At 61.3% G+C, this 19,562-nt stretch carries 17 protein-coding genes and 1 pseudogene; 11 read left to right on the top strand and 7 right to left on the bottom strand.

From position 1 onward, the window contains the following. Window positions 1-5 precede the first annotated feature (5 nt). The 5 genes from rfbC to AB4K19_RS00115 are packed head-to-tail and all read left to right on the top strand — an operon-like array spanning window position 6 to window position 4,728. Window positions 6-575: a dTDP-4-dehydrorhamnose 3,5-epimerase gene (gene rfbC / locus AB4K19_RS00135; RefSeq protein WP_436397465.1), complete on the top strand. Its 570-nt coding sequence runs from the start codon at window positions 6-8 to the stop codon at window positions 573-575. Further along, a complete protein-coding gene (gene rfbB, locus AB4K19_RS00130) occupies window positions 572-1,612 on the top strand; it encodes a dTDP-glucose 4,6-dehydratase (protein ID WP_436397463.1) in 1,041 nt (346 codons plus the stop codon). The genes rfbC and rfbB overlap by 4 nt, the downstream gene beginning before the upstream one ends. Continuing rightward, window positions 1,609-2,457 carry a dTDP-4-dehydrorhamnose reductase gene (gene rfbD / locus AB4K19_RS00125; protein WP_436397461.1) on the top strand — a complete coding sequence of 283 codons (849 nt, stop codon included), beginning with the start codon at window positions 1,609-1,611 and terminating at the stop codon, window positions 2,455-2,457. The genes rfbB and rfbD overlap by 4 nt, the downstream gene beginning before the upstream one ends. A 15-nt stretch (window positions 2,458-2,472) precedes the next feature. After that, on the top strand, window positions 2,473-3,336 hold the full coding sequence (rfbA, locus tag AB4K19_RS00120; protein ID WP_375227267.1) for a glucose-1-phosphate thymidylyltransferase RfbA: 864 nt from the start codon (window positions 2,473-2,475) through the stop codon (window positions 3,334-3,336). Between the two features lie 15 nt (window positions 3,337-3,351). Continuing rightward, window positions 3,352-4,728 (top strand): phosphomannomutase, encoded by a 1,377-nt coding sequence (locus AB4K19_RS00115; protein WP_436397460.1) that lies wholly within the window; start codon window positions 3,352-3,354, stop codon window positions 4,726-4,728. A gap of 7 nt (window positions 4,729-4,735) precedes the next feature. Here AB4K19_RS00115 and AB4K19_RS00110 read toward each other — a convergent pair whose 3' ends face one another. After that, on the bottom strand, window positions 4,736-5,785 hold the full coding sequence (locus tag AB4K19_RS00110) for an acyltransferase family protein (RefSeq protein WP_436397459.1): 1,050 nt from the start codon (window positions 5,783-5,785) through the stop codon (window positions 4,736-4,738). 217 nt (window positions 5,786-6,002) lie between these two features. On the opposite strand from AB4K19_RS00110, the gene AB4K19_RS00105 reads away from it, so the two are divergent. Beyond that, window positions 6,003-7,016, top strand: a complete 1,014-nt coding sequence (locus tag AB4K19_RS00105; protein WP_436397457.1) for an NAD-dependent epimerase/dehydratase family protein — start codon at window positions 6,003-6,005, stop codon at window positions 7,014-7,016. Between the two features lie 4 nt (window positions 7,017-7,020). Continuing rightward, complete coding sequence (locus AB4K19_RS00100; protein WP_436397456.1) at window positions 7,021-8,295, top strand: nucleotide sugar dehydrogenase; 1,275 nt, start codon at window positions 7,021-7,023, stop codon at window positions 8,293-8,295. Window positions 8,296-8,355: 60 nt separating this feature from the next. Here the strand turns inward: AB4K19_RS00100 and AB4K19_RS00095 are convergent. The 6 genes and pseudogenes from AB4K19_RS00095 to AB4K19_RS00070 form a co-directional block, all read right to left on the bottom strand. Continuing rightward, a pseudogene (locus tag AB4K19_RS00095) lies at window positions 8,356-8,511 on the bottom strand (IS30 family transposase); the annotation flags it as partial. Next, on the bottom strand, window positions 8,453-8,674 hold the full coding sequence (locus AB4K19_RS00090; protein ID WP_375227261.1) for a hypothetical protein: 222 nt from the start codon (window positions 8,672-8,674) through the stop codon (window positions 8,453-8,455). The gene AB4K19_RS00090 and the pseudogene AB4K19_RS00095, both read right to left, overlap by 59 nt. A gap of 247 nt (window positions 8,675-8,921) precedes the next feature. Beyond that, on the bottom strand, window positions 8,922-10,244 hold the full coding sequence (locus tag AB4K19_RS00085; RefSeq protein WP_375227260.1) for a UDP-glucose dehydrogenase family protein: 1,323 nt from the start codon (window positions 10,242-10,244) through the stop codon (window positions 8,922-8,924). Window positions 10,245-10,330: 86 nt separating this feature from the next. After that, the gene (locus AB4K19_RS00080) at window positions 10,331-11,164 is read right to left on the bottom strand and encodes a tyrosine-protein kinase family protein (RefSeq protein ID WP_375227259.1); all 834 of its coding nucleotides are present in this window, start codon (window positions 11,162-11,164) and stop codon (window positions 10,331-10,333) included. A gap of 51 nt (window positions 11,165-11,215) precedes the next feature. Continuing rightward, on the bottom strand, window positions 11,216-12,751 hold the full coding sequence (locus AB4K19_RS00075; protein ID WP_436397455.1) for a GumC family protein: 1,536 nt from the start codon (window positions 12,749-12,751) through the stop codon (window positions 11,216-11,218). Further along, window positions 12,748-13,638 carry an ExeA family protein gene (locus AB4K19_RS00070; protein WP_375227256.1) on the bottom strand — a complete coding sequence of 297 codons (891 nt, stop codon included), beginning with the start codon at window positions 13,636-13,638 and terminating at the stop codon, window positions 12,748-12,750. The genes AB4K19_RS00075 and AB4K19_RS00070 overlap by 4 nt, the downstream gene beginning before the upstream one ends. Before the next feature lie 483 nt (window positions 13,639-14,121). On the opposite strand from AB4K19_RS00070, the gene AB4K19_RS00065 reads away from it, so the two are divergent. The 4 genes from AB4K19_RS00065 to AB4K19_RS00050 all read left to right on the top strand — a co-directional run bounded on the left by AB4K19_RS00065 (window position 14,122) and on the right by AB4K19_RS00050 (window position 19,536). Then, on the top strand, window positions 14,122-14,805 hold the full coding sequence (locus tag AB4K19_RS00065; protein ID WP_375227255.1) for a sugar transferase: 684 nt from the start codon (window positions 14,122-14,124) through the stop codon (window positions 14,803-14,805). A gap of 131 nt (window positions 14,806-14,936) precedes the next feature. Then, window positions 14,937-17,366, top strand: coding sequence for a tetratricopeptide repeat protein (locus AB4K19_RS00060; protein WP_375227254.1), 2,430 nt, complete (start codon window positions 14,937-14,939; stop codon window positions 17,364-17,366). Between the two features lie 143 nt (window positions 17,367-17,509). Further along, on the top strand, window positions 17,510-18,124 hold the full coding sequence (locus AB4K19_RS00055) for a polysaccharide biosynthesis/export family protein (protein WP_375227253.1): 615 nt from the start codon (window positions 17,510-17,512) through the stop codon (window positions 18,122-18,124). A 59-nt stretch (window positions 18,125-18,183) separates the two neighbouring features. Continuing rightward, the gene (locus tag AB4K19_RS00050) at window positions 18,184-19,536 is read left to right on the top strand and encodes a hypothetical protein (RefSeq protein WP_375227252.1); all 1,353 of its coding nucleotides are present in this window, start codon (window positions 18,184-18,186) and stop codon (window positions 19,534-19,536) included. Window positions 19,537-19,562 lie beyond the last annotated feature (26 nt).

The following is a 19,562-nucleotide window of genomic DNA, read 5'->3' as shown; positions in this document are numbered from 1 at the left end:
TATCCATGGACATCCAGAAAACTTCCCTGAGTGGAGTTCTGCTGCTGACACCGCAGCGGTTCCGGGACGCGCGCGGTTTTTTCAGTGAAAGCTGGAGTCGCCGGGCCATGGCAGAGGCCGGCCTGGAATACGACTGGGTCCAGGACAACCATTCGCTGTCGGCGCAGCCGGGCACCGTGCGCGGACTGCATTTTCAGTCACCCCCTCATGCCCAGGCCAAGCTTGTGCGCTGCGGGCAGGGCGCGTTTTTCGATGTGGTGGTCGATGTGCGCCGCGGCTCGCCCACATATGGTCAGTGGACCGGGGCAGAGCTGAGCGCTGAGAACGGCCAGCAACTGCTGGTGCCCGAGGGCTTTCTGCACGGGTTTATCACCCGGGTGCCGGACACCGAGATCATCTACAAGTGTTCGGACTACTACGCGCCCGAATGTGACGGGGCTGTGCGCTTTGACAGCCCGGATATCGGGATCGACTGGGGCCTGGGGGGCACGGAACCTGTTCTGTCGCAAAAGGACGCCGCCGCTCAGCTCTTTGCTGATTTCAACAGCCCCTTTGTCTGGGAGGGTGGTGCATGAAACTGCTGGTAACAGGGGGTGCGGGGTTCATCGGCTCTGCTGTAGTGCGGCTTGCTGTGGCACGCGGGCATGAGGTTGTGAACCTTGATGCGCTGACCTATGCGGCCTGCCTGGAAAATGTGGCCTCAGTGGCGGACAGCCCGCTCTATGCCTTTGAACAGGCCGATATCCGCGACCGGGCAGCGCTCGACCGGATTCTGGCAGCCCATCAGCCCGATGCGGTGATGCATCTGGCCGCGGAATCCCATGTGGACCGGTCCATCGACGGTCCCGGCGACTTCATCGAGACGAATATCACCGGGACCTACCAGCTGCTGGAGGCCGTGCGCAGCTACTGGACGGCACAGGGCAGACCTGACAGCTTCCGCTTTCACCATATCTCGACCGATGAGGTGTTCGGATCGCTGGGCGAGACCGGGCAGTTTACCGAGACCACACCCTATGATCCGCGCTCACCCTATTCTGCCTCCAAGGCGGCCAGCGATCACCTGGTGCGGGCCTGGGCAGAAACCTATGGTCTGCCGGTAGTGCTGACTAACTGCTCCAACAACTATGGCCCCTTCCATTTCCCCGAAAAGCTGATCCCGGTGGTCATCCTCAATGCGCTGGCGGGTAAGGATATCCCTGTCTACGGAGCAGGCGAGAACGTGCGCGACTGGCTCTATGTCGAGGATCACGCTGATGCACTGCTGACGGTGCTGGAAAAAGGGCAGGTCGGGCGCAGCTATAATATCGGTGGCGAGAACGAAGCGAAAAACATCGATATCGTGCGCATGATCTGCCGGATCCTCGAAGAGAAACGCCCGAAAAACAGTCCCTACGAGGACCAGATCACCTTTGTGACAGACCGTCCGGGCCATGACATGCGCTATGCGATTGACCCCGCGCGGATCGCCGGGGAACTGGGCTGGCGGCCCTCGGTCACCCTCGAGGAAGGGCTGGAAAAGACCGTGCAGTGGTATCTCGACAACGAGGCCTGGTGGCGCAGCTTACAGAACCGCAAGGGGGTGGGCACCCGCCTGGGCGTTTCCGCGTGAAGGTTCTGGTGTTCGGCAAAACAGGGCAGGTGGCGACGGAGCTGGCCCGCCACGAGGGCGTGACCTGTCTGGGCCGCGATCAGGCGGATCTGACCGACCCCGGGGCCTGCGAAGCAGTGATTGCGGAAACGGATGCAGCTGCAGTGATCAACGCAGCCGCGTACACAGCCGTCGACAAGGCCGAGGATGACCGCGACACGGCAATGATCGTGAATGCAATGGCCCCCACAGCGATGGCCGCTGCGGCGGCGGCGCGGGGGCTGCCCTTTGTGCATATCTCGACCGATTATGTCTTTGACGGCACCGGTGACAGTCCCTGGCAGCCCGGCGATGCAACGGGACCGCTGGGCGTCTATGGCGCCAGCAAACTGGGCGGCGAGCGTGGCGTTGCCGGGGCAGGGGGCATTTATGCGATCCTGCGCACGTCCTGGGTGTTTTCGGCCCATGGTGCGAATTTTGTGAAGACCATGCTGCGGCTGGGGGCGGACCGCGATGCCCTGAGCATCGTGGCCGATCAGATCGGCGGGCCGACACCTGCGCGCGATATTGCAGCGGCCTGCATGACCATGGCGCGCGCGCTGCAGGACGATAAGGAACTCTTTGGTACCTATCATTTCAGTGGTCAGCCGGCGGTCAGCTGGGCGGATTTTGCCCGCGGGATTTTCGCGCAGGCGGATATGGACGTCACAGTCTCGGATATCCCCACGGCGGACTATCCAACACCTGCCGCACGCCCGCTCAATTCCCGGCTGGACTGTTCCGGCACCACGGATGCCTTTGGTGTACCGGCTCCGGACTGGCGGGCGGGTCTCGCAGACGTTCTCAGTGACCTGAACAGAGCCTGATAAAGGAGTTTTTCGATGCAACGCAAAGGGATCATCCTGGCCGGCGGCTCCGGGACACGGCTTTATCCGATCACGCTGGGGGTCTCCAAACAGCTGCTGCCGATCTATGACAAGCCGATGATCTACTATCCGCTGTCGGTGCTGATGCTGGCAGGCATCCGCGAGGTTGCCGTCATCACAACGCCCGGGGATCAGCACCAGTTTCAGCGTATGCTGGGGGATGGCGCGCAGTGGGGCGTCAGCCTGACGTATATCGCACAGCCCTCGCCCGACGGGCTGGCCCAGGCTTTCATTCTGGCCGAGGAATTTCTGGCAGGCGCACCCTCAGCGCTGGTGCTGGGGGACAATATCTTTTTCGGCCAGGGCCTGCCCGACCTGATGGCTGAAGCCGATGCCCGCAGCGCCGGGGCCACCGTGTTCGGCTATCAGGTGGCGGACCCCGAACGCTATGGCGTGGTAGATTTCGAGGAGGACGGCACGGTGCGCGGGATTATTGAAAAACCTGAGGTGCCGCCGTCGAACCACGCGGTCACCGGGCTCTATTTTGTGGATGGGACGGCCCCGGCAAAGGCACGGGCTGTAAAGCCGTCGGCGCGCGGCGAGGTGGAGATTACCACGCTGCTGGAGATGTATCTGGCCGAGGGCAGCCTGAAGGTACAGCGTATGGGCCGCGGTTATGCCTGGCTCGATACCGGCACCCATGGCAGCCTGCTGGATGCGGGCAATTTCGTGCGCACCATCGAGAAACGCCAGGGCCAGCAGATCGGCTGCCCTGAGGAAATCGCCTTTGAACTGGGCTGGATCACCCGCGGGGATCTGCACCGTGAGGCACAGAAATATGCCAAGAATGATTACGGCACCTACCTGAGCAAACTCTGACAGAAAGGCCCGGTCATGGCGGCTCAATTCGGAACAAGCGGCCTGCGCGGCCTGGTAACAGATCTGACACCGGATCTGGTGGCCGCCCATGTCCGCGCCTTTATCGCGTCCTGCGATGTGGGCACGGGTCTTTTTGTGGGACAGGATCTGCGGCCTTCATCGCCGCGCCTGGCGGCGGATATCGCACAGGCCGCACGCAGCATGGGCGTGACCGTAACCGATGCGGGCTCTGTGCCGACGCCCGCGCTGGCACTGGCGGCAATGTCACAGGGCGCTGGAGCCATCATGGTCACCGGCAGCCATATCCCTGCCGACCGCAACGGGCTGAAATTCTACACCCCGCAGGGCGAGATCACCAAAGCCCATGAGCAGGCGATCACCGCCGCTCTTGGAACAAGTGCCGAAAACCCCGTGTCAGAGACAAATCCCCTCCGGCGGAACGACACCGCGGGCCCGGATTTCGTGGCCCGCTATCTGCAGGGATGCGGGACGGGCCGGCTCGCCGGGCGCCGCATCGGCCTTTACAGCCATTCCGCCGTGGGTCGCGATCTGCTGGCAGAAATCCTGACCGGTCTGGGCGCAGAGGTCACCGAACTGGGGCGCTCAGAGCATTTCATTCCGGTCGATACCGAGGCAGTCGACCCCGCGACGCGTACACAGATCACAGCCTGGGTGGCGGAACACGGCCTTGATGCGCTGGTCTCGACGGACGGCGATTCAGACCGCCCGCTGCTGGCCGATGAAACCGGCCGGATCGTTCCGGGCGATATCATGGGGCAGATCACGGCAGAGGCCCTGCAGGCAGAGGCGGTGGTCACGCCGGTCTCGTCCAACAGCGGTATCCTGCATAAAGGGGTGGGCCGGGTGCTGCGCACGCGGATCGGCTCTCCTTATGTCATTGCGGGCATGGAGGAGCTGGGCGGCCGCGTGGCCGGCTATGAGGCCAACGGTGGTTTTCTGCTGGGCTTTGAGGCCCGGGGACCTGCGGGGCCACTGCCCGCCCTGAGGACCCGCGACTGCATACTGCCGCTGATCATGACCCTGATCGCTGCCGGAGACGCGCCTTTGTCCCGCCGGGTTGCACAGGAACCCCCCGTGGTCACCGTGGCCGACCGTCTGCAGGACATCGCGCAGGAAAAATCGGGCCCGCTGATCAGAGACCTGTCAGAAAACCCTGCCGCGCGGGCAGAATTTCTGGCCGCCCTGGACGGGGCAGAGGGATCATGTGACCTGACCGACGGGGTGCGCATGACCCTGCAGGACGGCCGCGTGGTCCATGTGCGCCCCTCCGGCAATGCGCCGGAACTGCGGCTTTATGTCGAGGCACAGCAGGAAGAGGCGGCCCGGGCACTGCTCGCGGCGGGACTGGCCCATCTGCGGCATATCCTGTGACAGACCCTCAGTAGCCCAGCAGATAGCGGCTGCGCGGCCCAAAAAGCTGCTTCATCCCCAGCGCCAGCGCCAGGCAGACCACACAGGCAAGCGCCGTCACGAGCACCAGATCCCCCCAGCCTCCTCCGAGCAGCGGCACATATCCCAGCTGCGGCAACACCACCAGAAACCCCGGGTGCAGAAAGAAAAGCGCAAAGCTGGAAGCAGAGACCAGCGATACCAGAGGCGGGCTGATATGGACCCGGCGCTCGAACAGGCAAAAGAGCGCGATCGTCAGCAGTGTCTTTTGCAGCAGCATCAGGTCGATGCCGTCATAACTCAGAAGACTGCTGTGGTAATTGCCCTGCCGGCCCAGCCCGACCTGCACGGCATTTATAACCGCAACCGCCAGCAACGCCTGCCATTCTTTGCCCTCCATCCAGCGCAGCAGCGTCTCTTTGTTCTGCGCGCACAGGATGCCGATCAGATAGACGGGCGAGAAATAGATTACAGACTGCACCGGGTTCAGGTTCCCAGGCGGCCGGTGCATCAGCAGGGCCAGCACGAACCAGGCCGTGACGATGGCAATCTGGGCCGTCCTGTTCTGCCCGGCGAACCATTTGTGGAACGGGGACATGGCAAACAGGATCATGACAAAGGGAATATACCAGGCGGCGATATTGAATTTGCCGGTCAGGAACAGTTTCAGCGCCGCGGCCAGCTGCACCCCGGCGTCTGACTCAGGGGTCCAGCCTGCAAATGTGGCGTAGTTGGCCACCCCCTGCGGCGGAGCGCTGTGCAGGAACCACAGGATGAAGGGTATGGAAATCACCACATAGGGGATCAGCACCGTGCGGCATTTGCCCAGCATAAAGCGCCCGTAGCTGAAGCGGGCACAAAAGACGTGTTGGAACATATACCCGGAAATAAAGACGAAGAACGTCGTCCCGCCGGTGATGAGATTGGCGGCAAAGGCCTCTGTCCCTGACCCGAAACGTATCTCAGCGAGGGGGTACATATGCCCGGCGACAATGAGGATGATCGCAAGGGCTCGTAAATTTATAATCGACGTCAGCAATGGAAACGGGCGCAATAGTGTAATGGTCGTTAAGCCCCCAGTAACTCTGATTTTGGTAAACAGAAGATGAAGATCAAAACCATTTTGTACGCGCGGCGGCCCTGTTCAGAGGCTGGTGCCACCGGAACGGGCGGGGGGCGGCCCGCTCACAGAAGAGACACGCTGTTTTGTCAATCCGTCCCTCGTCAATCCGCCGTGTGCCTGCTACCAACCGGGCATGACCAAAGTTCTTGTCACCGGCTCTGCCGGGTTTATCGGATTTCACCTCAGCCGCCTCCTGCTGGAGGAGGGGTTTCAGGTGCATGGCTATGACGGGATGACGGATTACTATGATGTCCGTCTGAAGGACCGCCGGCACAGAATCCTGCTGCAGAATGAAGGCTTCAGCGCCACAACAGCAATGCTGGAGGAAAACGACGTTCTGGCCGGCGTCGCGGCGGATTTCGCCCCCGACATCATTGTGCACCTCGCAGGCCAGGCCGGCGTGCGCTACAGCCTGGAAAACCCCCGCGCCTATGTCGAAAGCAACGTGACAGGCACCTTCAACGTGATGGAAGCCGCGCGTGCCGGCGAGGTCCGACACCTGCTTATGGCCTCGACCTCGTCGGTCTATGGGGCCAATACCGAGATGCCCTTTACCGAGACGGACAAGGCGGACACGCCGCTGACCATCTATGCGGCAACCAAAAAGGCCAATGAGGCAATGGGCCATTCCTATGCCCATATCTACGGGCTGCCGGTCACGATGTTCCGCTTCTTTACAGTCTACGGGCCCTGGGGGCGGCCGGATATGGCGCTCTTCAAGTTCACGGATGCGATCCTGAAGGACCGGCCCATCGACATCTACAACAACGGCGAGATGTACCGTGATTTCACCTATGTCACCGATCTGGTGCGGGGAATCCGGCTGCTGATCGATGCGGTTCCGCCGCACCCGGAGGCCGGACAGGCACCGGTGCCCGGGGACAGCCTGAGCCCGGCCGCGCCGTTCCGCGTGGTCAATATCGGGAATTCTGACAAGATACGCCTGCTTGATTTCGTGGACGAGATCGAAAGCTGCCTTGGCCGGACAGCGACCCGCAACATGATGCCCATGCAGACAGGGGATGTGCCCGCCACCTGGGCAGATGCGACGCTGCTGAAAAACCTCACCGGATACCAGCCCCGCACGGACTACAAACAGGGCATATCAGAATTCGTGGCCTGGTTCCGCGACTACTACCAGGTCTGACAGGGTGCAGGACGCGGAAACAGCGCGGATTGGCGTGATCGGGCTTGGGTATGTGGGCCTGCCGCTCGCGCTGGCGTTCAGCGCCGGTGCGCCGGTCACCGGCTTTGACGTGGATGCCCGCCGTGTCGACGAACTGCGCGCGGGCCATGACCGCACCGCAGAGACGGATGCAGATGAGCTGGCACAGGCGCAGCACCTGACCTTTACGACCCGCGCAGAGGATCTGGCAGAGTGCAACGTCTATATCGTCACGGTGCCGACGCCTGTGGATGCCATGAAACGGCCCGACCTGACCGCGCTGCTCAGCGCATCAGACACCGTGGGGTCGGTCATAGCACCAGGCGATGTGGTGATCTTTGAGAGCACGGTCTATCCGGGTGCCACCGAAGAGGACTGCATCCCGGTGATCGAGCGCCGGTCCGGGCTGAGCTTCAACCGGGATTTCTTTGCCGGCTACAGCCCCGAACGGATCAACCCAGGGGACCCCACCCACAGGCTGGCCGATATCGTCAAGATCACTTCGGGCTCCACCCCCGACACCGCACGTTTTGTCGATGACCTCTACAGACGTATCATCACCGCCGGTACGCATCCCGCCCCGTCCATCCGGGTGGCCGAGGCCGCAAAGGTCATCGAGAACACGCAGCGCGACGTGAATATTGCGCTTATCAATGAGCTGGCCATGATCTTTGAACGGCTGGGGCTCGATACGCTGGATGTGCTGGCCGCGGCGGGCACGAAGTGGAACTTCCTGCCGTTCCGACCCGGGCTGGTGGGCGGGCACTGCATTGGTGTGGACCCCTATTATCTGACCCACCGGGCCGAACAGGAGGGGCATCACCCGCAGATTGTTCTGGCCGGCCGGCGCATTAATGACGGGATGGGGGACTGGATTGCACAGCTGCTGATCCGCCGCCTGATCGCAGAGGACCGGCAGATCAAAGGGGGACGTGCGCTGATCCTGGGGCTGACCTTCAAGGAAAACGTCCCGGACCTGCGCAACACACGTGTGACCGATATTCTGCACAGCCTGGAGGCATATGGCATGGCTGTGGATGTCTGGGATCCGCTGGCCGATCCGGATGACGCCACACAAACCCTCGGGGTAACACTGAAAACACCCGAAGCCGGGGCCTATGAGGCCGTGATCCTGGCGGTGCCGCATGACACGCTGCGCACCCGGGGCCGGGCGCTGATCGACCCGCTGCTGCGGGACGGCGGGGTGATCGTGGATGCCAAAGGCGTGCTGCCGCGCGCAGCAGATATCCTGCGCATCTGATGTGAGCGATACCTGAACTGCGACTCCTCTTGCCTTCGACGGTTGGGGGCGTTGACCTGTCTCCGTAATCATCTTTTCGCGGAACACTTCAGCGGGCGTCTTCCATCCGGGACATTTTCTGTGTGTCGCGTTGAGGCGGTCGCAGATCATTTTCAATTCATGATCCGTGACTGCCATGAAGTCGCGTTTCCCCGGCAGCCATCTTCGGGCGCGCCGGGTGGGGCAGGTCGCGCACCGCTTTCATGATCTTGCTCATGACAGGTTTCGTGCGGAAGTAACCCGCGTACTTCTTCGGGAAGGCATCATCGGCCCGGAAATTGCGTTTGATCTCGCGAAAGGTCGTCGATTTGTGCCAGCTCTCTGACGGGCACCTTTGCATGCCACCAGCTCTCGATCTTACGGCGTTCTTGCAGTGATAGTTGCGTGCAAACAGCGCCCATGCGGTATTCTCCTATTAGATAAATCATTGTTTTCTAATAGTAATCACACTTCAGGGGGGAGCGCTCTCCCGCATATAAGTGTAAGGCGCGTAAGGTTAATTATGTTTATATATCTTCAGGCTGCAATCTGCTCCACAGGGTTCTGCACCACTGCTGTTGCCGGTCTGTGGTCGCTGACGGGCCCTTTCAGGCCGCATCACCGTCTCTGCGCCCGACCGATACATAGGCGGTAAAGCCCGCCTGCTGCGCTACCGGCTCAGAGTAGATATTGCGCAGATCAGCCATCGCAGGGCGCGCCATCGCGTCAGCCATCCGCTGCAGATCCAGCGCCCGGAATTCGTTCCACTCGGTGAGCAGCACTACGGCATCTGCCCCCCCGGTGGCGTCATAGACGTCGTCATGCCATGTCACGCCGGGCAGCAGTGCTGCGCCCTCGCGTTCTCCCTGTGGATCGACGACACGCACATTTGCGCCATTGCCGACGAGCGCCGGGACGATGGTCAGTGAGGGTGCCTCGCGCATATCATCTGTGTTCGGCTTGAAGGTCACCCCGAGCACTGCGATGGTTTTGCCGTTGACGGAGCCGCCGCAGAGGTCAAAAACCTTGTCCACCATCCGCCGTTTGATCTCGTCGTTGACCTTGATAACAGTCTCTGTGAGCTGCATCGGCACCGCATTGTCCTGGCCGATACGCGCCAGCGCCCGGGTATCCTTGGGAAAGCACGACCCGCCGTAGCCCGGACCTGCGTGCAGGAATTTCGAGCCGATCCGCCCGTCTGACCCCATGCCCTTGGACACCGCCTTGATATCCGCCCCGGTGCGCTCGCACAGGGCGGCAATTTCGTTGATGAAGGTGATCTTTGTCGCCAGAAAGGCATTGGCAGCATACTTGATCATCTCCGCACTCTCCAGATCGGTGCTGAGGATCGGGAAGTCGCGCAGATAAAGCGGACGGTAAATCGCCTGCATCACCTCGGCCGCGCGGTCGTTTTCCACGCCCACCACAATCCGGTCCGGGCGCATGAAATCGTCAATCGCCGCCCCTTCACGCAGGAATTCCGGGTTGGAGGCCACATCAAATTCCGCATCCGGGCGCGCGGCACGGATCACATCACCGACCTGCCGGTTGGTGCCCACAGGCACTGTAGATTTGGTCACAACAACCGTATAGCCGGTCAGCGCATGGGCGATGCTTTCGGCCGCGGCCATCACATAAGTCAGATCAGCGTGACCGTCCCCGCGGCGCGTGGGCGTGCCCACCGCGATGAAAACCGCCTCGGCACCATCAACCGCAGCCGCAAGATCACCTGTAAAGGACAGCCGGCCCGCTGCCACATTGCGCGCCATCAGATCATCAAGCCCCGGCTCGAAGATCGGCACTTCGCCCGCCTTCAGCCGCGCGAGCTTGCCGGGGTCCTTATCCACACAGACAACCTCATGTCCGAAGTCGGAAAAACAAACTCCCGAGACCAGACCAACGTATCCGGTTCCGATCATGGCAATCTTCATAACTGATCCTTATGTCTGTGCCCGTCGGGCAGATGGGAAAAATATCCGCCCGGTGTCAATCAGCAGCACGGATGCGTGCGCCGGTCTCAGTAGCCCTCATAGCCTTCTTCCATGCTCATGTAGCGGCAGTTATTGAGAACAACCCCAAGTACATTGGTATATTCCGCCACCTCGCGTTCGCAGACGTCGAGCTGGCTCATCTTTGTCTGATCCGCGCGCACGACAATCAGCGCACAGTCGACACTGTTGAGCATCGCCCGTGCGTCATCCGTCACCAGCATCGGCGGCAGATCAAAGATCATGGTGTCAGGCGCATAGTCTTCCTGCAGCTGATCCATCATCCCGGCCGCCTGCCCTGACAGCAGCATCTGTGTCGGGTCCTGAATAGCGTGTTCCGCCATCGCAAACGCCACATTGTCACCGAAGCGCAGCAGTTGTTCCTCTGGCGTGACCTGCCGGGTCAGCAGTTTCTCGACACCGTATTGCGGCCGGCAGCCCATGAGCCGGCTGACACTGGGGCGGCGCAGATCCATTTCGAACAGCATGGTGTATTTCTCACGCTGGCGCGAAAAGCCCGCGGCGAGGTTACAGGCCAGCGTGGTTTTCCCGCAGCCGCTGCCGGGGGATGTCACCGCAAGGCGGGTCCACCCATTGCTGCGCATCAGCAGCTGGATCTTGGTGCGCAGAATGTCGAACGGGTTGGCCTCCAGACAGGGTGTCAGCGTCATGACACGATTGGCCCTGAGGTGGGCCAGGTCCGGCTCTACAGGGGTCAGCGCCTGCCAGCGCGCGACCACACTGCCCGGCTTTCCGGGGGCCGCAGCCTCTTCTGCCGGTGCCGCGTCAGGGACCTGTGCAGAGGCTGACAGACCGGCCCGCTGCTCACGCGCTTTTTTGAGTGCTTTCTGTAACTTATCCATGTTTCAGTCCCTTGTGGGTCACCCGCCGCACCTGTGTGCCTGTCCATCCGCTCACAGCAACCGGTCCACGATCTGAGCGAAGATCTGATCGAGCGGCCGGTAATACTGGTCCACGGCCCAGAGGCCGCCCAGCACCACCACCACCGTGACCACGGCCGAGATAATCTGCAGCAGACGACGACGACGGCGGGACCCGGTGGTTTCAAACCGCGGCAGCGTGGCCAGCGGCGTCACCTCAATGCCACGGACGATATCTGCCGGACGCCGGATAGACTGGTTGAGAAGCTCCAGCACCACAAACAGCAGCACCGCAAGGCCGGTGCCGACGGCAACACCGGCCCCCATGACCAGCGGCCGGTTCGGGCTGGAGGGCGCGCCGGGAATGCTGGCCGGCTCCAGCACGGTGATCCGCTCACCGCGCGCAGACAGTTCGACCCGCTCGCTGATCCGCGCCTGTGACAGCCGCTGCACAGCCCCCGTGTAGAGCGACCGCAGGTTCTGCTGGTCCCGGATCATCGCTTCCAGTGTAATCTCGTTTGCCGGGGTCCGGTTGATGCTGGCCTCCAGCTCGATCAGTTCGTCCTCTGTGCGGGCCCGGTCCTCGCGCAGGCTGTTCAGCTGGGTGTCCAGTTCGACCAGCGAGGCATCAAGGGCTGAGACCGCTCCCTCTTCCCCAGCGCCCGCAGCCCCGCGCAGCGCCTCCTGGATTTCTGCCTCCAGGCCGGAAATCTGGTTGCGCAGCAGACGGACCCGCGGATTTTCCTCTGAGTAGACAGCCAGAGCAACCCGCAGCTGCCCCTGCAGCTCGCGCAGCCGGCGCTGCTCGGGCGTCTGCCGTGAATTGTCCGGATTGCTCAGCTGACCGGTGTTTTCATAGAATTCCTGAACATTCTCACGCTGACGCTGCAGCGTGTCGATTTCGCGTTCCACACGCGCCAGACGTTCCTGCAGCAGAGACTGACGCCCCTGGCGGTAGGACAGGTTATCGGGCAGCGCATCTGCATTTTCCCGGCGGAATTCTGCGATTTTCCGGCTCTGCGCGTCCAGATCGCGGGTCAGGGTCTCAACTTCCTGCTCAAAGAACGCGAGCGCGCCCTCGGCCCGCTCGGCGCGCAGTTCGGTATTGGCCGCCAGGATCAGGGTCACATATTCATTGGCAACCGACGCCACCTGTTCAGGATCCGGCCCCTCAAAACTGACATACATCAGGGTCGCGCGGTCTCGCCCACTGCGCACCTGCAGCCGGGTCCGGCTGCGCATCTCGCGCACCACCTCATCCGGGCTCATGCGCGACTGGTTCGGAAAGACGCGGTTGTTTCTGGCCACATCAATAAGGTTCGCACGGGTCAGCAGCTGCTGGCGGATGATCTCGAGCTGCTGGGATGTCGCCAGTTGAATCCCGCCACTGCGCAGCATCTCTTCGGGGATCTGGGCCCGCTCCACCAGAAGCGTGGCGCGGGTATCGTAGAGCGTCGGCAGCCGCATGGCCATCACAACACCGATCGAGGTAGCAATCAGGAAAAGCACCATCATAGCCGGAAGACGCCGGACGAGAAGCTTGAGATAGAACTGGACTTCGGGGGTCATTCGACTGCTTTTTTCAACGGTGGTTCAATAGGGTTTTCGAGGACATAGACCTCGTGGCTCTTACGGGATTTGATCAGCAGCCCGTCTGCGACCAGTTCGCGGATCACATCAACGCCGACCAGTCTGCGCTCGTCGCTCGCGGCATAGACCAGCGCCAGATCACAGAGTTTGTTGATCACACGCGGCACGCCCTCGCTCTCAGCAAAGATGCTCTTCATAGCGTAGACCGAAAATTCATTGCCGGTGCCACCCGCATGCTGCAGGCGATGCTGGATATATGCCCGGGTCTGCCGGTAGTCGAGAGGCTCCAGATGAAAAGTTGCGGTAATCCGCTGGGCGAACTGCGTCAGCTCGGGCCGCGAGATCATTTCCCGCAGTTCGGGCTGACCTACGATGATCAGCTGCAGCACCTCATCCTTGCCGGAATTGATGTTGGTCAGCATCCGCAGCTCTTCGAGCGCCTCCACAGAGAGGTTCTGCGCCTCGTCAATGACCAGAAGCACATGCCGTCCGGCAGCATATTCCGCGATCACGAAATCCTGGAATATCCTGAAGAGCGTGATGTACTGCGCCTCCATCGGCGCATCAACGTTCAGCGCATAGAGCACCCAGCGCAGCAGATCGCCCCGCCCGCCCTGGGCATTGGAAATCAGCCCGACCGTCACACTGTCATCGAGCCGTGCCAGAAGATGCTGGATCAGTGTCGTTTTGCCCGCCCCGATCGAGCCGGTCACCACGGTAGCCTGCGCGCGGCTTGCAACACCGTATTCCAGCACCGCATAGGCACGGCGGTGGTTTCCGGTCCAGAACAGAAAATCGGGGTCCGGAAGCAGGGTAAACGGCCGTTCCGAGAATCCGAAAAACTCTACGTAAAGCTCAGCCGCCATAACGCACTGTCTTTCTGTCTGTTTACCCAAATGCCGTCGTACCGATACAGCATGTATACCTTTCTACACCCGCGGCATACCAAAGGCGTGTCAGCTGCCTGATGTCTCCGGTATATTGTGCAACAGTGTCAATATAATGGTGACCATATGATTTATAAGCCCCGGGATGGTTGCCAAAGAACATCATCTGGACATGATTCGAGATTTGTTCCGGTCCGGTGATGAAATGACGCTGCGGCAGCCATTGTGCACGAGGCCCACCAGCTTAGCGTGTATCAGACCAGCGCGTGGCGTTGCGGGCCCCGAATGACGCCCTTATTTTGCTCAACAAACGCAATCATCCTGTTTTTGTCACACAGATGACTCGTATTTTACTTAAATAAAGGTAATACTGTACTTGAAGTCTGAAGACGCCTGTCCGGTGTGTGTGTTCGTTCTGAAGACTTAATACGAGTGCCGACAATATTGCTATCGGAGCAGTTTATGCCGTTTGATAATCATGAAGCCCGGGTCGAGCTGGGTATTCATCAGAATGTCAGCGAACCTGACTACTTACCTACATTTTCCTACGCAACAGCCGGGAAGCGCCTTCTCGATGTGACTCTGGTCATTCTCAGCATGCCCGTCGTCTTTCCTGTTATTGTTCTTATGGCCCTCATGGTCGCCCTGGATGGCTATTCCCCGTTTTACACCCAGAAACGCATCGGCCTGAACGGCCGGACCTTCCGCATTCTCAAAATCCGCACCATGGTACATAACGCCGATGCGCTGCTGCAGCAGCACCTGGCAGAGAACCCGGTGCTGGCCGAGGAGTGGAACACCACGCAAAAGCTCAAAAACGATATCCGGATCACCCGCCTGGGCAGGTTCCTGCGCAGAACCTCCATGGATGAGCTGCCGCAACTGATCAACGTGCTGACCGGGTCCATGTCGCTGGTGGGCCCGCGCCCGATGATGGTATCCCAGCGGTCGCTCTATCCGGGCACCAGCTACTTCCGCCTGCGCCCCGGCCTGACCGGGTTCTGGCAGATTTCGGACCGCAACAACTGCAGCTTCCGTGACCGTGCCAAATATGATGCGGAATATGAGCGCGCTGTTTCACTGCGCACGGATATTTCGGTGCTCTTCCGGACAGTATCGGTTGTTCTGCGCGGCACGGGCTACTGAACACTGCCGGTCAGACGGCTCAGGCTGCCCCTTACAGATCTCCGCAGATTGTGAGTTTTTTATTCACGATTTCTACCGTTAAGCTATGATAGCTCAGCAGACAGGCAGCGGTCACGATAAGGTTTATTTGAATGTCATTATTCAGAATTGTTCTCCCGGTCACTCTCGTTCTGGCTGTTGCGGCCTGCAAGACACCTGAAGAGCGCGCCAACGAATTTCTGGAAAACGGGCTCCGGCTTGTTGCCGAGGGCGACCTGGACCGGGCCGCCATCGAGTTCCGCAATGCGCTGAAAACTGACAAAACGGCCATCGACGCCCGGCGTGAGCTGGCCAGGATCAACCTGGCCTATGGCAACACCCGGGACGGGTTTCGCAACTATCTGCGCGTTGTGGAGCAGAACCCCGACGATGCCGACGCGCAGCTTGTGCTCAGTGAGCTCTCCTTTGATGACCGCAACTGGGACAGTTTTGACCGGCATGCGCCCGAAGCGGTGCGCCTGAATCCGGATCTGCCGCGGGCCCTTGCGATTGATCTGGCATATCGCTACCGCCAGGCGGCCCTGGACGACGACATGGACGCGCGGCGTACGGTGCTGCGCGAGGCAGAGGCGCTCAAGGCAGATCTGCCGGACAGCACGATCCTGCGCACGGTGCGCACCAACGGATATGTCGATACCGGCCGCCTTGATGATGCGCTGAGCGAGCTTGAGGAAGCGATCGCAAGCGACCCTGAAAACATTGATGTCTACAATGCCCGCCTGCAGCTGCTGGCGCGGCAGAACAACCTGGTCGCGGTCGAGGAAGAGCTCCGGCGCATGGCGCGGATCTTTCCGGAGGAAGAATCTGTCAAAGGCGATCTGCTGCGCCTGCTGATGGCCCAGGACAAGGAAGACGACGCCGAGGCCTATCTGCGCCAGCTTGCGGATGCTGAGGACGCGGGAGAAACCGATGCCGTAGCACTGATCCAGTTCCTGCTGCGCCGTGTCTCTGCAGAAGAGGCCCTGGCCGAACTGGACCGCCGGATCGCCGGAGAAGCCTCCGCGTATCTGCTGCGCACCCTGCGGGCCTCCCTGCTCTTTGATACCGGCGAACGGACCACAGCGGTCTCCCAGCTTGAGGAGATGATCGCGCAGGGCGACGCGATGCCGGTCGACCAGCGTCAGAATGCCCGGGTCATCCTGGCCACGATGCTGGTGCGTGACGGCAATGAGGTGGGCGCCCGCCGCCTGGTCGAAGAGGTCCTGACAGAGGACGCCAGTTCCGTCGGCGCGCTCAAGCTGCAGGCCCGCTGGATGATCGAGGACGACAATACCGACGGCGCGATCACCGCAATGCGCACCGCACTGGCCGAAGCCCGCGAAGACACCGAGGCCATGACCATCATGGCAGATGCCTACAGCCGCGCCGGACAGCCCGAACTGATGCTGGATTTCCTGGCCCTGGCGGCAGACACTTCCAACAACGCGCCCGAGGAGAGCCTGCGCTATGCCCAGGCCCTGATGTCACAGGAACGGTTCGATCAGGCGGAAACCACGCTGATTGCAGCCCTGCGCCTGTCACCGGGGAATGTGCCGCTGCTCAACACGCTGGGCCGTATCTATCTGCAGAAAGACGATCTGCCCCGCCTGCGGCAGACCATAGACACGCTCAAGCGCTATGAGGACGGTCAGACCACCGCCGCCAGCCTGGAAGTGGAGCTTCTGGCCCGTGAGGGCGGAGGTGAGGATGTGCTGAGTTATCTGCAGACCCTCAGCGAGGCCAATTCCGAAAATGACGGTATCCGTCTGGCGATTATCCGCACTCATCTTCAGAACGGTGAGGTGGAAAAAGCGGTATCCCTGTCTGATGAGCTGGCCGCCGCGAACCCCGACAACCTGTCCTATGCCTACTTCAACGGTCTGACGAAAGCCTCAGCGGGGCAGTATGATGCTGCACTGGACATCTTCGAACGGCTGACAGAGCTGCGCCCCGCCGTGCCGGATCCCTGGCTGCAGCTGGCCCGCATGCAGGTCGCCACCGGCGGCGTCCCCGGGGCGCAGATGGCAGTGATTGACCGCGGTCTGGAGGCAACAGACGAGGCCTCTGACCTGCTCTGGGCCAAGGCGTCGCTGCTGCAGAGTCAGGACGACATCGACGGGGCCATCGGCATTTACGAAAAACTCTACGAGCGGAACTCCGCATCACTGATCGTGGCCAACAACCTGGCCAGCCTGCTGTCCACCTATAAATCCGATGATGAAAGCCTGCAGCGGGCCCGGATCATCTCGCGGCGTCTGCGCGGCACCGATGTGCCGGCCTTTCAGGACACCTACGGCTGGATCCAGTACCGCCTGGGCAACCATGAGGAAGCGCTGGAGTACCTCGAACCTGCCGCGGCTGCCCTGTCCGATGATGCATCGGTGCAGTACCACCTCGGCATGACGCTGAACACGCTGGGCCGCAGCGAGGACGCGGCTGAGGCGCTGCGCCGTGCTGTCGGGGTGCTGGGTCCCGGCGCGCAGGCGCTTGAGGGTGAAATCAGGGCCCGCCTGGCTGAGATCGAGAGCGCTTTGCAGCAGTAACAGCCCCGGGGCCGTGATTTCCCTGTCACGGATGTAAACTATTTGCCAAAAATGCCCCTGTGGGTTTTGCTTTCTGCCGGAAGTTGCCGGATATTCCGGCAAACACCGGGGGCACTTGCAGCTTCTTTTAGGGAAAGATCAGGATGAAACAGCTTATATTTGCCGTGTTTGCCTTTGTGCTTACCGCGGGCAGCCTGGCGGCGCAGGCGAACTACCGCCTCCAGCCGGGCGATACAATCTCTGTCGAGGTCCTCGAAGACCCGCAGCTGAACCGCTCCGTGCTGGTGCTGCCGGACGGCTCCATCAACTTCCCCTTTGCCGGCACTGTTGCCGTGGGCGGGCGCACCCCCGACCAGGTCGAAGCCGCAATCCGGGGTGGCATCAGCCGCAACTTCGCCTCGACGCCCACTGTTTTCGTGACCGTGACATCGGTGCGTGACACCGACCTGCTGGACGGCACCGACAGCACCGATGGCGAGACAATCGACATCTACTTTACCGGTGAAATCAGCCGGCCCGGACTGCTGCCTGTGCGCCGGGGGACAACCTTTCTCCAGGCAGTTGCACAATCGGGCGGCTTCACCCGCTTTGCTGCGACCAAACGGGTGCAGCTGCGCCGCCTGGACCGCAGCACAGGCCAGCAGCAGACCTTTACAATGAACTTCAAGGCACTCGGACAGGGCGCGGCGCTGACCAATGACATTATTCTGCAGGAAGGCGATGTGATCCTGGTTCCCGAACGACGACTGTTCGAATAACATTCACGCCCGAACACTGAGCAGCACAGAAAACAGCAAAACAAGCGGTGGGCAGACAGATGCAGGTAGAAAAAGCGGTACTGGCGGGGCTTCTGCTGGCAGTCCCTGCCGTGCTGCCGGTCAGTCAGACTTTTGCGCAGGACGGTGTACGGGGCAGCCTGACCCTTGGGGAAACCCTGCGATCGGTGACGGAAACAGGCCCTGGCATCAATGAAAACGAAGGCACCAGCCTGGTCACAGAACTGGGCTTCCGGCTCTCTTCAGAGACGCCGCAGGACCAGTTACTGTTCACCTTCAGCACCCTGGTGCCGCTTTATGCCGACGACAACGACAGCCTGAACTCGGACTTCTTCTTTGAGGACCCGACCGCACGGCTGCTCTATACCCGCGAGAGCCGCTCCAGCCTTTTCACCTTCTCCGGCTCATACCGGCAGACCGATGTGGGCACATCCAGTTTTTTTGACGAAACCAGTGACCAGGACGTGGTCACCGGCGGCGGCCGGCGCACCCTGGCCTCCGTGCGTTCGGGCATTACGCTGGGGCGGGACGCACCGATAACCTTTGACGGCAGCTACCGCTTTCTGGACAGCTCCTATGAGGATGCCGCCCCGTCCCTGCTCGACAGCCAGACCCAGAGCATCGACACCGAACTGAGTTTTCGCCTGTCACCGGTCGCCTCGGCCTTTGTCTTTGCCGACTGGGAAGAGGAAAACGAGGACGGCGGCTCAGACCGCACCACGACCTCTGTGGGCGTCGGCGCCCGCTACAGTATTTCCGCGCGGACAGATGTCTCTGCCAGCCTGTTTCTGGACAACGACGAAATCATCAACAGCGACAACGACCGCGACGAGGACGGTCTCGGCGCGCGGTTCAGCGTGAACCACGCCGTGCCAAACGGATCCTGGCGGGTGGGCATGTCCACCCGCCAGACCATCGACGGCACCCGGAACGGCCTGTCCCTGGGCCGGCAGATGCTGATCCTGCCCGGCTCTCTGGATTTCTCTCTCGGAGTCAGCAGGACCGGCGACGAGGATATTGAACCGCTGGCCAACGTCACGCTGAACATGGCGCTGACCGATACCAGCAACCTGGTCGCCAGCCTGCGCCAGTCCGTCGACAGCGATAACGATGGCAACAACACGATCCGGACCCGGCTGAACATGTCATATTCATATGATATCAACAGCTTATCCTCTTTGTCGGGTAACTTTCTGCTGGCCAGCGACAACCGCCCCAGCGTCACAGGAGGGGACGAGACGACCTATCAGATCGGCCTGCGGTACAGACATGACCTGGGCCAGGACTGGGATCTGATCAGCGGGATCAGCTTTGAGAACGAACAGAACGAGAGCAGCGCGGACCGGATCACCCGCACGATCTTTGTGGGCGTCGAACGAACATTCGATTTCTGAGGATGCAGACGCGGCGCGCCGGGGCT

Source organism: Roseobacter phycocola, from assembly GCF_042055075.2.
Taxonomy (GTDB): Bacteria; Pseudomonadota; Alphaproteobacteria; order Rhodobacterales; family Rhodobacteraceae; genus Roseobacter.
This window is presented reverse-complemented; position numbering and strand designations above follow the sequence as displayed.

What these genes read in the sequence shown, in the direction of transcription:
- rfbC (WP_436397465.1), top strand. Translation starts at nt 6, where the DNA reads ATGGACATCCAGAAAACTTCCCTGAGTGGAGTTCTGCTGCTGACACCG.
- rfbB (WP_436397463.1), top strand. Translation starts at nt 572, where the DNA reads ATGAAACTGCTGGTAACAGGGGGTGCGGGGTTCATCGGCTCTGCTGTA.
- rfbA (WP_375227267.1), top strand. Translation starts at nt 2,473, where the DNA reads ATGCAACGCAAAGGGATCATCCTGGCCGGCGGCTCCGGGACACGGCTT.
- AB4K19_RS00115 (WP_436397460.1), top strand. Translation starts at nt 3,352, where the DNA reads ATGGCGGCTCAATTCGGAACAAGCGGCCTGCGCGGCCTGGTAACAGAT.
- AB4K19_RS00105 (WP_436397457.1), top strand. Translation starts at nt 6,003, where the DNA reads ATGACCAAAGTTCTTGTCACCGGCTCTGCCGGGTTTATCGGATTTCAC.
- AB4K19_RS00090 (WP_375227261.1), bottom strand. Translation starts at nt 8,674, where the DNA reads ATGCAAAGGTGCCCGTCAGAGAGCTGGCACAAATCGACGACCTTTCGC.
- AB4K19_RS00085 (WP_375227260.1), bottom strand. Translation starts at nt 10,244, where the DNA reads ATGAAGATTGCCATGATCGGAACCGGATACGTTGGTCTGGTCTCGGGA.
- AB4K19_RS00080 (WP_375227259.1), bottom strand. Translation starts at nt 11,164, where the DNA reads ATGGATAAGTTACAGAAAGCACTCAAAAAAGCGCGTGAGCAGCGGGCC.
- AB4K19_RS00075 (WP_436397455.1), bottom strand. Translation starts at nt 12,751, where the DNA reads ATGACCCCCGAAGTCCAGTTCTATCTCAAGCTTCTCGTCCGGCGTCTT.
- AB4K19_RS00070 (WP_375227256.1), bottom strand. Translation starts at nt 13,638, where the DNA reads ATGGCGGCTGAGCTTTACGTAGAGTTTTTCGGATTCTCGGAACGGCCG.
- AB4K19_RS00065 (WP_375227255.1), top strand. Translation starts at nt 14,122, where the DNA reads ATGCCGTTTGATAATCATGAAGCCCGGGTCGAGCTGGGTATTCATCAG.
- AB4K19_RS00060 (WP_375227254.1), top strand. Translation starts at nt 14,937, where the DNA reads ATGTCATTATTCAGAATTGTTCTCCCGGTCACTCTCGTTCTGGCTGTT.
- AB4K19_RS00055 (WP_375227253.1), top strand. Translation starts at nt 17,510, where the DNA reads ATGAAACAGCTTATATTTGCCGTGTTTGCCTTTGTGCTTACCGCGGGC.
- AB4K19_RS00050 (WP_375227252.1), top strand. Translation starts at nt 18,184, where the DNA reads ATGCAGGTAGAAAAAGCGGTACTGGCGGGGCTTCTGCTGGCAGTCCCT.